Here is a 12,917-nt window from a genome sequence, read left to right as displayed (position 1 = left end):
AGGTTGCAGCCGCCAGCAAAAAGCACACGCTCGCGGGTGCTATGTTAATGAACGCTAAGTTGCTGGAGCTTTATCAACAGCAAATCAAAAATGAGTTCGAATCGGCCTACATCTACCTTGGTATGGCGGCTTATTTCGAGACTACGCCGTTCCATGGTTTCGCGCAGTGGATGCACTTACAGGCTAAGGAAGAGACCGAGCATGCGATGCGACTTTTTCGTCATGTTTGCGATCGCGGACATCAGGTCGAATTACGTCCAATTGCGGGACAAAAGACCGCCTACAGTTCACCGCTAGAAGCCTTCAAAGAATCTCTCGCACATGAACGCCTTGTAACCCAAGAAATTCACGAAATGTATCGGACGGCGGTCACGCTAGAAGATTTTCCGGCGCAAGTCGAATTGCAGTGGTTTATCAACGAACAGGTCGAAGAAGAGCGCAACGTACAAGACATGATCGATAAGATTGCGGCAGCCGAAGATCGCTTCCCGGCGATGTTGGCGGTCGATCGTATTGCTGGACAACGCGATGAATAATGAATCTCTGCGTCTTAGGTGCCGGCGACGTCGGAGCATTTATATGTGAGCGCTTTAGCATAGATCACGACATTACGGTGATCAAACAAAACCCGGCAGTTGCCCGCAACATCAATAACCTCTACGATGTCCGGGTCATTTGCGCTCATGGGTGTTCGGCAAAGGTACTACTCGAGGCCGGCGTCGGGCGTTGCGATTACTTCATCGCCATGACCAGCGACGATCAGTCCAACATCCTGGCATGTTCGATCGCGAAAGCCCTGGGTCCCAAAATGACGATTGCTCGCGCTAGCGATAAAACCTACACCGACAACTCTTTGCTCAACCACCAAGCGCATTTCGGCATCAATAACTTTATCAATCCAGAAGCACTTTGCGCTTTTGAACTTGCAAAAGAAATCCGCAGCACCGGGCAGCGTTGCCGTCGAGCGCTTTTCGAACGGCCTCATCGAAGCTCAACGAATTGCGGTCAGTGCCTCGTCGTCGCTGGTCGGTAAATCACTACAAGAAATCCGATTTACACCACAGGTCCGGATTGGGTGTATCTATCGCGGTGACCACTACGAGTTTGCGACTTCGGCGACGCGTATTATGGCTGGCGATCTCGTCACGATTTTTGGCCCAAGCCAATCCGTAAATAGCGAGCGTCAGCGCCTGGCTCCCGAACGCTACCAAAGTGCACAAAGTGTTACTATTTTTGGTGGCGGAGAAACGACAATCGCGTTGGTTAAGGCACTACTTTCTCCAAAATTTAACCTCCGCATTATCGAGAACGATCTGGCGACTTGTCAAACACTTGCGGAACATTTTCCTTCTGTAACGGTTATTCATGGCTCTGCAACTTCCGCCAATCTTCTTCGTGAAGAACAGATCGGCTCCGTAGATTATTTTGTCGCCTGTACGGATCGCGATGAAGATAACATCATGTCATCGCTTCAGGCAAGCCACATCGGCGCCAAAAACATCATGTTTGTCGTCAATAAGGGCGACTACGACCGGATGCTAAAAGACATCAGTTATAAGCTGGGGATCCAGAAGTTTGTTTCGCCGCGGATCGCGACTTGCCTCGAACTCGAACACTATCTCTCAGGGGAAAAATGTTGGGAAATTTCCTCCTTTGACGACCACTCGGGGCACTTTGTTCAACTCGAAGTCGCCGCACATAGCCCCTGTATCGGGAAAATGCTTAAGGAGATCACGTGGCCCCAGGGCGCTGTTGTTATTGCGCTTTGCCACAATTTCAAAACCAAGGTACCTGCCGCGGACGATATCATTTTGCGCCGGCGATCACATGGTCATCGTCGTCCCTACTGACAAACAAGAGCAACTTGAAGCACTTTTTCTCTAGGCTTCACTTTCACCATTATAAATTTTAAAATGCCTTTATAATGGGTTGGAGAAAAGTTATTTTGTGGGCAATTGTCTTGTGCGCGGGTTGTCGAACGGCACGTGATTTGCCACAGACGGATTTTCAGTTCTTTATCGAGCAGTCCCCACGTACGGGAGGTCTCATTTGGTCACACCGCCTACAGCTCCCGATCAGCAAACTTCAAATGCCAGTTTGTGCACAACCGATTTTGTTAGCAAGCGATATCGCGCATGTCAGCCGCTCGGAATCCAATCTCGGCCCATGCCTCATATTTCACCTCAGGCAGCGCGCGATGATCCAATTCTGCCAGCTCGTGATGGAAGGCATTGGGCGTAAGATCGTCCTTTGCGTAAATGGCCAACCGCTTGGCGTCTCTTCCCCACTTCAATCTGAGAACTTCGAAGGCACGATAACGATTTTTCCAGAAGTTGCCGATACACAAATCGATGTACTCATTAAGGAACTCAACAATACCCTCGTGAAGCTCCAAAAACTCCAGCAATAATGTCATTTTTTCGTTTATTTTTTCGACAACGGTTTCAATCGATTGCCCCAAGTATCCGACGTATCTATGCTGCCCCACGCCGCAAAACCGCTATTAGCAGTAGCCGTTCCGCAGAAGATGTACTAGATTACTGGCTCTACAAAGCGATCGATATGGCGGCTTCGGACATCCACTTTGAGCGCTACAAGACTTACCTAAAGGTACGTTACCGGATTGATGGGAAACTCCAAACGATCCGCCAGCTTCGCCGTACCGTTGCATAGCGGGATGGTCACGCGCGTTAAAATCTTAGCAAATCTCAAAATTGATGAAAAACGGGTACCACAGGACGGCCGATTTTCCCTCGTCTACAAAGATCAAAAGTGGGATATTCGCGTTTCCATTATTCCAGGGTATTTCGGTGAATGCATGGTATTGCGCCTACTCAATGTCGGATCGGAAAAGATTTCACTTCAAGGACTTGGCGCCCGCACCCAAGATGTCCAATTACTGACACAGCTTACCGCGGTCCCAAATGGAATGATCGTCGTCGCGGGCCCTACAGGATCGGGGAAATCGACAACGCTCTACGCCATCATTCGCCAAATTGCGTCTCCGGAACGCAAGGTGATCACCGTAGAGGATCCTGTGGAATACCAATTGCCCGGCATTAGTCAGGTCGCGGTCAATGAAGCCATTGGAATGACATTCGCCACCGCTCTTCGTTCGCTCCTTCGGCAAGCTCCCAATATCATTTTAGTTGGCGAAATCCGCGATCGCGAAACCGCCGAAATCGCGGTACGTGCCGCACTCACCGGACATCTCGTTCTAACTACTGTACATGCGAAAAACACCATCAACGTCATTACGCGATTTTTCGACTTCGATATCCCTCCCTATCTCATTGCAGCAACGTTACGGGCAGTTCTCTCACAACGCCTCGTTCGGACGCTTTGTCCCCACTGTCTTCAAATCAAAAGTTTTGACCCGAAAATTTTTTCAACAATCGCCCCCGAGGTCGTGCTTCCACCTTTCAACAAAATCCGTGTTGGCGAATCGGTAGGTTGTAACCAGTGCTCGCATACGGGCTATAAGGGCCGACGTGCCATTATGGAAATTCTACCGATCAGCGAAAATATCCGCAAGATGATTGACCAACGGTGTAGCGAAGACGAAATTCGACAACAGGCCCAAAATGAGGGCATGGAAACATTACGTGACATCGCAATACAACACTATCTCGGTGGCACACTGGGCGAAGAGGCACTACGGTCGCTGCTCGCGGAAGTTGCCTAATTACTGCTCGTAACGCAGAGCCTTTGCGGGATCGATATGCGCGGCCTTAAATGCAGGGAGCAGCCCTGCAACGATACAAATCAACAAAGCAAACGTGCTAATAATCACCAGGTCGCGGATCTCGTAAGTCACAGGCAGATGGGTAAATTGCGACAAATAATGCTGTGCGTTCTCCCAATGCAACACGTGGTAGAGCCAATGGACAATGGCATCGCGGTAATGGAGCACTGTAAATCCCAAAGAAAACCCACCGGTGACACCAAGCATGCCAATCAAAATGCTCTGGATACAAAAACAGCCCATGATACCCCAAGAGCGTCCTCCCATAGCAATGACAGTCCCGATTTCGCGGGTCTTACGCACGACATTCGTGATGAGCATACTCGAAATGGAAAAAGACGCGACCAGCAAAATAAACAAGAGTACAAAAAACATCATCGTTTTTTCCCAGCGCAGCGTGAATAGGAGATCGCGGTTGCTATGCATCCAGTCGACGACGACATATTCTGGTCCCAATTTTTGTTGTAGTTCCTGTACCAACGGTGCAAGCAATGCACCTTTGCGGACCTTTAGCGTCATCCCGTGGATTCCGTCTTCCAGCTCATAGAGTTTTTGCATACACGTCAGGGAACAAATGACGGCGTCGCGCGCGTAACTCTCGGCACTAAAAAATCCTGCTACTTTCAACTCTTGAGGAAAAATAATTTCGTCATGCGTCAGACCCTCAAAAGAAACCGGCGAGTAGATTGTCACGGTATCGCCCAATTGAATCCCGAGGCGTTGCGCGATATTTTCACCGATTACGATCTGATCATCGGCGAGGTTTGAGGATGAACCGGGTATCAACATACGCTCCAATCCGGTTACCAATGGCTCCTCCGCCGTAATGCCCTTCGCATACGCAAAAGCCGGTACGTCATCGTACATCAACATAACCATCCCCTGCGCATAGGGCGCCATAGCTGTAATTTCCTTAAAATTCACTAATGATTTCCGTAACACTTGCGGATCTGTAACACCTCGAGCTTCGACACGCACTTCGCCTTGCGTCTCAACGAGCTTTTTTTGGATATCGGCCTGAAATCCATTCATCACACTTTGGACAATCACCAATACCGCGACACCAAGTGTAATCCCGATGATCGCCATCGCCGTAAAAAACGTTCCCCTCCGTCGACTCGGGAACAGATTTTTCCACGCCCAATAAAAGACCCAGCGCATATCAGTAACCGAAAACGGCGACACCCATTTTTTTTGCCTGGGATAGCACCTCTTTCTGTCGCAAAATAATCGTTTCTCCCGATTTTAACGCCGCGGCGCGGATGTTGGCCTCTCGCAACAACCGGAGCGTCGTCATACCGAAAATTGGAACGTCGAATCGAAAATCATGGCGGATCTTAGAGGTTTTTACGAACAACATCCCCTCGAGCTTCAACTCTTTCGCGCGACGTAACATCGCATCGGTGCCGTCAAAACCCTCAACACAAAGCACCGTTCCGTTTTTAACGATCACGCTCTGTCCGATCTCCAACCGCGCAACCTCCGTCGCGATGCGAATCCCGTGCTCTAATACATCACGATCGACGGGGAATTTTTTCGCGCGCACGACAAGGTCTTCCTCCATAAAGCTACGCGCATCGAGAACACGTATACCACTTGCCTCGATCTGTTCGCATACCGTCGAAAATAGAGTCTGGGCGTTGCACTCTTTGAGCTTCCGCAAGAGACGAAAACTCAACAGATCTAACTTCAATCCGTGAAACAACCGCATCGGGCGGATTTGCCCCGCCATTAAAACATCGGTCGCCCGAAATGATTTAAGCAATTGCAATACCTTACCGAGTTGTCCGACATTCGCCTTTGCCTGCTCTGATTTTGAAAAAAGCGCCTGCAGCTCTTCGGAAGCTTCCCCCTCTAGCGCAATCAAGCGACAATTAATACCACGTGCTTTTACGCGTTGAGCAAGTAACAGTGGGTATTCTCCACGCCCAGCAATAATCGCAACAGTGGCACTTTTAGGATCAAATGCTACGGGCAAAAACCTCCCCATCGCTCAAACCTTGACATCGTCGTAACTGACGCGCGAATGCATCATATTGAGGAGCGTAAAGTAAAATGCCTGCCGTAGCTCATCGATTTCCTTGAACGTTACCGAACACTCATCGAATTGACTTTCACTGATCTTACCATCAATAATCTTGTTTACCAGCGACTTGATCGACTGCGGCGTCGGATTGTACAGCGATCGGCTAGCAGCTTCGATTGAATCGGCGATCGACAGAATTAACGTCTCTTTTGATCGTGGCCGCGGCCCATCGTACTTGAAGGCCGATTTCTCGATCTCAATCGAAGGGAGTGCTTCCGGAACCGCACCCTCACGCGCCTTGATTTCTTCTTGTTGTTTAAGCGCCTTCGTGTAAAAATATCGGATCACGGAGGTCCCGTGGTGTTCCATAATCCCATCGATAATCCGAGGTGGTAAGCCCGCCGCCTTCGCGATGGCCACTCCTTCTTTGACATGACTCTTGATGATCAGCGCACTCATAAACGGTGTTTTTTCATCGTGAGGATTTTTATTATTGCTCTGATTTTCTGTAAAATACTCCGGTTTCGCGATTTTTCCAATATCATGATAGAGCGCTAATGTCCGGCAAAGGAATGGATTGGCGCGGATGTTAATTGCCGCTTGTTCTGACAAATTCGCGACCATAAGGCTGTGATGATAGGTCCCCGGGGCGAGAATCTGTAGCTTGGAAAGGAGTGGATTGCTGTAATCCGTCAACTCGATGAGACGAATATTGGTACAGCACTTAAAAATACCTTCAAAAATTGGCAAAATTGCAGAAACCAACAGTGCAATGAAAAAACAGTTACAGAAAGCTAACACCATCTGCAAAAAGATAATCTCTTTGGGCAAGTTGGAGCCCAATTCCAAAACGAGTGAAACCGCAGCAAAAACAATTCCCGAGATGTTACCACTGGCGATAATCTGTGTCCGCGTATAGGAATGCCGTGAAAAGTAGATGGAGACACAGACGACAACAAGCGCCATGATGAGAAATTCCGCCGATTGTGTAACCATCAGACACGCAAAAATCGCCGTTGTAATCCCAAGCAAGATGCCGACATAGGTTCGCAACAAAAGTGTACCCAAGAGACAGGAAAGCGTAATCGGCAAAAGCGTCGGCAATAGATGAATGGGATCACTTAAGACTTTCAGTAACCATGATTCTTTTTCCTCCAATGCTGCCGCGGCTTTTAATTGCGACGTCGCAAAGCTATCAAGAGCACTGACCTCAAAAGACCATACTATGAGGCGGCAGAGCAATAAATTGGCCAAGAGAAGTGTTACGATAAGTGCGATCTCCTTTGGTGTGAGTATTTTGAGTCGCCGTTGTGCGGCCTGTAAAAAGAAAAACATTGTTGCAAGGACAGCAAAAGTCACTCCGAGATGTTCCCAAAAATTGCGATTGGCGTTCATCGGGGAGAGGCCCGAACGCTTCGAAGCGCTCGAATCTTTAATCGCTTTCCGATACTGCAACAGTCGCTCATAATCTTCTTCCGTAACAGTCGAACCGACGCGGACCAGTACATCCCCCGGCGAAACCCGTTCGATAACCGGCGGTGTTTCCTGAACTGCACGCGCGATTTTTGCTGTCGTTGCAGAATCATCAAGCATGATGTTGGGCTGGACTCCCGTTCTTAACAACCGAAATAACGCCTGCAATACCTCCGGATTCGCATCGATTGATAAGATTCGGCGTTGGAAGAAGCGTATCGCATCCCCCTGTGTTCGGCTCCGCCGATGGGCCGCGGAACCCTCGATCTCGATATTCAAAAAATATTGGTCATTTTTCTGGTCACCTAAACTGGTGTCAAATACACCGTCATAAAGGATATCACGGACCATCGCCAATCCCTCGAGAAGGATCCCCGTCCGGGCGTACTCATCAACGCCAGAAACAATAGTTTCGACATCCATGGGGCCAATATTCGTTTCGTGTTTTTCGTTAAACTGGCGAACAAATTTTCGGACCTCGAAGCGATCGGCCTCCGTGAGCAACTTCATCGTCGGGAAAGAATCTAACAACTCGTCAAGACGGAGAATATCGTTTTCAAAATTATCGTACTGCTTGCTATCGATCCGATAGACCGGCGCGACGAGGCTCCGGCGCTGTTCTCGAAGGTGATCGGTTCTTATCCTACTGGGATAGGAAAACGGAACCTCTGCGACAATCTGAAGGCATGCGGGCTTATTCGGTACAAATTGGACCCAAATGAGGTCTTGTCCCCAAAAACAGATTACCGAAACGATGATTGAAAGGATACCGATCCAGAAAAGTACACGGCGACGCGACTCGTTCCAATTCAAGCCGCGTGGTATATCGCGGAAACTCGACCGGGAGCGCCAGCGGTAAATCGACTCCGAGAATTTTTCCCGGCCCAACTTTTTGCCCCCAAACATACGACGACTAGCGATTTGCCAGAGATTACGCCTTTGAACAATAGGCTTTATCCCTCGATTGCAACCCAAATTTCTTTGCGATTGCGCAGCGGTCGATTTCAAACAGGACACTTGATCCATTAGGCGCTATAAGGAATTGCGAGCAGCGCAATAGCTCCCGGACTAAGGCCGGAATTTCCTCATCAGTACAAGGACTCACCGAAAGGTAAGCGCAAATTTGTCTGACTAAAATCTCGGGCGTTAGCTGTTGTTCAAGTGCACCTTCTTGGAGCCAATAGACGATCATCGCCTCAGAAACCCCCCGAGGAAGTGCCGTAATTTTATAAATATTTTGACCAAAAGGCTCGATCTCAATTCCTAAAGACGCCAACACCGGAAGCAACGTGGCAATTATTTCGGACCGCTCGGGGTCTACCAGAACCGTTTTCGGCATGAGTAGAAGTTGTGACGTTGTTCCTTCGGAATGATGTATCAAACGATCGAACAAGATACAGCGCTGGGCTGCCGCGAGATCGACGAAAATGAGACCCGAGTTAGACTCGAAAATCGCAAACCGGTGCTCATTAAAAGTCCCGATAAAGCGCCACATCGCCGTGATATCGGGCTGTGTAGAAAGACCCGTCAGCCCTTGCTCACACGTTAATTCGAACACTTGAGTAGCACTACCTCGTGACGCTGCCCTATCTTCATTACCTAACGTTACTTCTCCAGAAACTTTCTCGGGCGTACTATCCCATGGGGCACATTCGATACCCGCTACTGCTTCCCCGATTTGAAGGGTCGCTGCAATGGTTTCCGGCTTTCTGAAAGAGAGGAACACTCGTTGTGGTGCTTCGGAGATGTAGAACTTCTGGGGCCTTGGTGCAAAATCTGTTCTCCAACGGTCAACATTCGCGGATACAGCCTCACTAACCGCTGTTTCAATCAATTTTTTGACGAGAAACTCATTTTTGAAGCGCACCTCTTTTTTCTGCGGATGGACATTATAATCGACAAATTTTTCGGGAAATTCGAGAAAGAGAACGGCGCCGAGATTGGTGGCCCGGGCGCGTGTCATCGCGTACGCCTCGCGTACCGTTCGGACAATTCCGGGGTTCATCACTTGTCGCTTATTAACGAAAATAAAAAATTCGGGGGCGTTAACCGTACTCTCGAGTGACGGTTCAAACAATAATCCCGCAAGGCACATCTGGTCGCTTTGTCGCTCCAAAGGCGTGTAGGGATCGAAGTGGCCCATTACGGCCTCAATGCGTTCCTTTAGATCACGAGATTCCGGGGAGCGCAATACGAGTTTCCCGTTGCGATAGAGCTCGAAAACGACCTCGGGCTCTGCCAGTACAAATGCCCGGACGAGTTTAATGATGCGCATCGCCTCTGTGGCTTCGGATTTCAAGAAGCGTTTTCGCGCCGGGATCTTTTCAAAGAGATTACGGACTTCGATCGTCGTGCCGCGAGGGCAACTACAGGGCTTAACAGAAATCTTTTGGCCGGAATCGTAACGAATTTCGGTGCCCTGATGTCCATCATTCGTCTGCATCCGTACCCGTCCTACGCTTGCGATAGACGCCATTGCCTCACCGCGAAACCCGAAGGTCGCAAGGGATTCAAGATCTTGGATCAACGATAGCTTACTCGTTGCATTGCGTTGGAAGCAACACTCTGCATCTTCGGGACTCATCCCAATGCCATTATCTTCGACCGAAACGAGCAGCTCACCACCCTTTTCAAAGCGAATCACGATCCGCGTCGCCCCAGCATCCAGGCTATTTTCGACCAGCTCCTTGACGATCGACGCTGGGCGCTCGATAACCTCACCCGCGGCAATTTGGTTCACAATCAACTCCGGGAGTAGGTGGATCGTCGCCATAAAAACCTTGTCACAGGCTGGACGAATATTCACATCCGGCAAGTGCAAATCTCCTTTCAGCCGATCGTACAATTTTTCCCTGAGTTTTCCAAACCTGTACGTCAACAGCTTCATCATTTTTGTCGCCTACTGCTCGAAAAAAACCAATCGCTGAACCTCATTTCGCGGAAAGATACTGAAAAAATCGTCGAGCACCACTTCCTGCCAAGCCTCGCGATTGCTCGATTGGTGACAATTCCCTCAAAGTCTTCTGTATTAGACATCGGTTCTGGAGGCGGTTTCCCGGCAATCCCGCTTGCAATCGTACTTCCAGAGGTACGGTTTACATTAGTTGACTCCGTTGGGAAGAAAATCCGGGCCGTCGAGGAATTCGCCCAACAACTCGGGCTAAATAACGTGACCTGTATTTGCGATCGCGCGGAACACCTCCGGGAGCGTTACGACTACATTACCGGGCGCGCGGTTACGTCGGTTGAGGCGTTTCGTACGCTTGCGGCTCCATTACTTCGGTGCCATGGCCAAATTCTTTATCTCACCGGCGGTGATTGCCGTGTTCCGAGGGATGCGAAAGTTTTCGATCTTTATTCTCTGTTTGAGCACCAGTACGGCGAGACGAAAAAGCTCCTTGTGATCACACCGTCCGCATCCCGGCTAGTAGGTCTTCACAATCCCTTCCACAATCTTCGTCCAGCCATCAATCAGGACAAAAAGCATCATCTTAAACGGCAGCGAAATCGTCATCGGCGAGACCATCATCATACCCATCGCCAACAAAATATTCGAAACGATCATATCGATGGCGATAAACGGTAGGTAGAGGAGAAACCCGATCTGAAATGCGTCGGTTAATTCTGAGACAACGAATGCCGGAATGAGTACGAGAAGGTGCCCCTCCTTTAGGTCTTTTTTCATCTCCTCGGGCCAGATCTTTTGTGCTGTTTTTAAAAAGAATGCCCGGCCCCGTGATTTTGTATGCCGCTCTAAGAATTTTTTTAACGGTCCACAGGCTTCGGATATCTGCGGCTCCAGCGATGCAATATTATTCATATCGAAATCGATATTACGCGACACATCGAATGTCTCCTGCATCACCGGATACATGATATAGATCGTCAGAAGAATCGCGAGACCGTTAAGAACGAGATTCGGCGGAACCTGCTGAACTCCGAGCGCATTACGGACGAGGCTCAGGATGCTGGCAATCTTAACAAATGACGAGACCATCAACAGTGCAAATGGTGCCATGGTGAGCGACACCAGCAGAATGATGATGGTTGTCGGGTCTAATGTTACCCCATTCATTTGCTGTAAAACTTAATCACACGGACCCCAATTCGGCCATCGACGTCGATGAGCTCCCCGACGCCAATCGGCGCGTCGTTGGCACAAATCGTTACTGGGGATTCTGTCGGGTTACCGCATTCAAATGTGTAACCTTCTTTGAGTTGCTCGAGTTCTCCGACTGTTACCTTATTGCGACCCACCTCGAAAGTTAGCGTCACGGGCATCGACTCTACCGGAATCGCGCCACGCGCTGGCACACTGGGCACGGGTTGCGGTTCGAAAGGATCGACCTCGGGTTGCTTGTAATCGATCGACGGCGTTGTGAGATTTTCCGCTGCAGGCATCGAAACGGTCTCTGTCTGCGGTGCCTCGGTATCGGTACTCACGGTCTGGGCGATTTTTTCGGCGAATTCAGGATCAACACCTTCCGAAGCTGCAGACTCCATTTCCTCCTCCGGAACGGTATCCTCTGCATCAGTTTCGGCACCATCACCTTCTGCAGAAGTTGTATCACTACCCGCATCTTCTGGCAATTCACCGTCGTCATCATCCTCTTCGTTATCGCCTTCCGAAGCCGCTTCCTCTTCTACATCGTCACCTTCGGAGTCTGGTGTATCGTCATCCCCTGCGTCCTCGACATCGTCGTTACCCTCTTCAGGACTATCGGCATCTTCTACTTCATCTTCGTCGATGTCTTCTTCAGTATCGGCTGCCTCTTCCTGCGGGGTTACGTCGCTCTCTTCGGCTACGGGAGCTTCCGTACCCTCTTCGACTGAATCTAGAGCCGGGTCGCTTTCCGGAGGGGTTCCTCCTTCCGGGGCCGCATCCTCTAAAATCGCTTCTGTTTCCTCGTCACTCATCCCTCCTATATCTCCTTCTAAATGTTCTATGCTTGCTGTCACTTGTGGTGTTGTCGCCTCCAAACGTCCTTCCGGCGCTTGTGCTACCTCCGACCGATCGTTGCGGATCTGGGGCATACTCCGTGGCGCTGCTGATGACGTTGTAGCAGCTGGTCCCTTTGGGGATTTTTTTGGCAACGGGATCGAAAGATTTAGCGACGGCATTTTAAGCGTCGGTGCACCATCTTTTATCGCAATCTCGGGCGCACCACTCTGCTGAATGATGATACCACCTGAAGATTCCCCTAAAGCCGACGCCAGCAAAGCGTCGATTTCAGGATCTGTACCACCGGCGACTTCCTCTTCTCCCAGTGTCAGTTGGACCGTTGTATCGGAAGGTAATGTAGGTGCCGTTTCATCGGCAGATGCCTGTGGTAATTCCTCCGAAATACGAACCAAATCGCGCTCTTGAGCCGCTACATCCGGAGACCGCTCGGGTGCTTCTTCGAGCTGAACCGCCATCTCCGAAGGTAATGCAGAAGTTGCTTTAACAGTAGCTCCTTGGGAGACTCCTTCTTGAACACCCGTTTGATTCTGAGTTGAGATCACCGCATCGGGAACCCGATTCGGAACCTCCTCGGTAACCGTTTCTTGGGCTATCTCCTCCTCTGGGATACCAACCAAATCGCTGATATCGATGACCAATACGGTATCATCATCCCCTGCCATCGCCAACCTCCCGACCGAAAAATCGTTGTGTGCCGTGACACCCGTACT

The 12,917-nt window shown here is 49.8% G+C and carries 12 protein-coding genes and 1 pseudogene; 7 read left to right on the top strand and 6 right to left on the bottom strand.

Features of this window, described 5'->3' with window-relative positions; all coding sequences use genetic code 11:
- The first annotated feature begins 47 nt into the window (after positions 1-47).
- From LW808_002735 to LW808_002710, 6 genes are all read left to right on the top strand, one after another.
- The gene (locus LW808_002735) at positions 48-536 is read left to right on the top strand and encodes a ferritin (protein ID UPA28200.1); all 489 of its coding nucleotides are present in this window, start codon (positions 48-50) and stop codon (positions 534-536) included.
- A complete protein-coding gene (locus tag LW808_002730) occupies positions 536-1,033 on the top strand; it encodes an NAD-binding protein (protein ID UPA28199.1) in 498 nt (165 codons plus the stop codon). Before LW808_002735 ends, LW808_002730 begins: the two co-directional genes overlap by 1 nt.
- On the top strand, positions 924-1,850 hold the full coding sequence (locus tag LW808_002725) for an NAD-binding protein (protein UPA28198.1): 927 nt from the start codon (positions 924-926) through the stop codon (positions 1,848-1,850). Before LW808_002730 ends, LW808_002725 begins: the two co-directional genes overlap by 110 nt.
- Positions 1,851-1,924: 74 nt before the next feature.
- Complete coding sequence (locus LW808_002720) at positions 1,925-2,410, top strand: hypothetical protein (GenBank protein ID UPA28197.1); 486 nt, start codon at positions 1,925-1,927, stop codon at positions 2,408-2,410.
- The gene (locus LW808_002715) at positions 2,410-2,673 is read left to right on the top strand and encodes a hypothetical protein (protein UPA28196.1); all 264 of its coding nucleotides are present in this window, start codon (positions 2,410-2,412) and stop codon (positions 2,671-2,673) included. Before LW808_002720 ends, LW808_002715 begins: the two co-directional genes overlap by 1 nt.
- Positions 2,674-2,677: 4 nt before the next feature.
- A complete protein-coding gene (locus LW808_002710; GenBank protein UPA28195.1) occupies positions 2,678-3,685 on the top strand; it encodes a GspE/PulE family protein in 1,008 nt (335 codons plus the stop codon).
- Here the strand turns inward: LW808_002710 and LW808_002705 are convergent, their stop codons facing one another.
- The 4 genes from LW808_002705 to mutL are packed head-to-tail and all read right to left on the bottom strand — an operon-like array spanning position 3,686 to position 10,017.
- A complete protein-coding gene (locus LW808_002705) occupies positions 3,686-4,906 on the bottom strand; it encodes an ABC transporter permease (protein UPA28194.1) in 1,221 nt (406 codons plus the stop codon). It abuts the gene before it with no gap.
- A 1-nt stretch (position 4,907) separates the two neighbouring features.
- Positions 4,908-5,735 (bottom strand): UDP-2,3-diacylglucosamine diphosphatase LpxI, encoded by an 828-nt coding sequence (lpxI, locus tag LW808_002700; GenBank protein UPA28193.1) that lies wholly within the window; start codon positions 5,733-5,735, stop codon positions 4,908-4,910.
- A 3-nt stretch (positions 5,736-5,738) separates the two neighbouring features.
- Positions 5,739-8,150 carry an HDIG domain-containing protein gene (locus LW808_002695; GenBank protein UPA28192.1) on the bottom strand — a complete coding sequence of 804 codons (2,412 nt, stop codon included), beginning with the start codon at positions 8,148-8,150 and terminating at the stop codon, positions 5,739-5,741.
- Between the two features lie 25 nt (positions 8,151-8,175).
- Positions 8,176-10,017, bottom strand: coding sequence for a DNA mismatch repair endonuclease MutL (gene mutL / locus LW808_002690; GenBank protein UPA28191.1), 1,842 nt, complete (start codon positions 10,015-10,017; stop codon positions 8,176-8,178).
- A gap of 42 nt (positions 10,018-10,059) precedes the next feature.
- Here mutL and rsmG point away from each other — a divergent pair.
- Positions 10,060-10,503: pseudogene (rsmG, locus tag LW808_002685) on the top strand (16S rRNA (guanine(527)-N(7))-methyltransferase RsmG).
- Positions 10,504-10,668: 165 nt separating this feature from the next.
- On the opposite strand, the gene sctR reads toward rsmG, so the two are convergent.
- Entirely contained in the window at positions 10,669-11,319 is a 651-nt protein-coding gene (gene sctR, locus LW808_002680; GenBank protein UPA28190.1) for a type III secretion system export apparatus subunit SctR, read from the bottom strand.
- Positions 11,316-12,869, bottom strand: a complete 1,554-nt coding sequence (locus LW808_002675) for a FliM/FliN family flagellar motor switch protein (protein UPA28189.1) — start codon at positions 12,867-12,869, stop codon at positions 11,316-11,318. The genes sctR and LW808_002675 overlap by 4 nt, the downstream gene beginning before the upstream one ends.
- Positions 12,870-12,917: the final 48 nt, after the last annotated feature.

It is taken from the genome of Verrucomicrobiota bacterium (assembly GCA_021294815.2).
In the GTDB taxonomy this organism is placed as follows: domain Bacteria; phylum Verrucomicrobiota; class Verrucomicrobiia; order Opitutales; family LL51; genus LL51.
This window is presented reverse-complemented; position numbering and strand designations above follow the sequence as displayed.

Excerpts from the sequence above, each read along its gene's own strand:
- LW808_002735 (UPA28200.1), top strand. The coding sequence starts at position 48 with ATGAACGCTAAGTTGCTGGAGCTTTATCAACAGCAAATCAAAAATGAG.
- LW808_002730 (UPA28199.1), top strand. The coding sequence starts at position 536 with ATGAATCTCTGCGTCTTAGGTGCCGGCGACGTCGGAGCATTTATATGT.
- LW808_002720 (UPA28197.1), top strand. The coding sequence starts at position 1,925 with ATGGGTTGGAGAAAAGTTATTTTGTGGGCAATTGTCTTGTGCGCGGGT.
- LW808_002715 (UPA28196.1), top strand. The coding sequence starts at position 2,410 with ATGTCATTTTTTCGTTTATTTTTTCGACAACGGTTTCAATCGATTGCC.
- LW808_002710 (UPA28195.1), top strand. The coding sequence starts at position 2,678 with ATGGTCACGCGCGTTAAAATCTTAGCAAATCTCAAAATTGATGAAAAA.
- LW808_002705 (UPA28194.1), bottom strand. The coding sequence starts at position 4,906 with ATGCGCTGGGTCTTTTATTGGGCGTGGAAAAATCTGTTCCCGAGTCGA.
- lpxI (UPA28193.1), bottom strand. The coding sequence starts at position 5,735 with ATGGGGAGGTTTTTGCCCGTAGCATTTGATCCTAAAAGTGCCACTGTT.
- LW808_002695 (UPA28192.1), bottom strand. The coding sequence starts at position 8,150 with ATGTTTGGGGGCAAAAAGTTGGGCCGGGAAAAATTCTCGGAGTCGATT.
- mutL (UPA28191.1), bottom strand. The coding sequence starts at position 10,017 with ATGGCGACGATCCACCTACTCCCGGAGTTGATTGTGAACCAAATTGCC.
- sctR (UPA28190.1), bottom strand. The coding sequence starts at position 11,319 with ATGAATGGGGTAACATTAGACCCGACAACCATCATCATTCTGCTGGTG.
- LW808_002675 (UPA28189.1), bottom strand. The coding sequence starts at position 12,869 with ATGGCAGGGGATGATGATACCGTATTGGTCATCGATATCAGCGATTTG.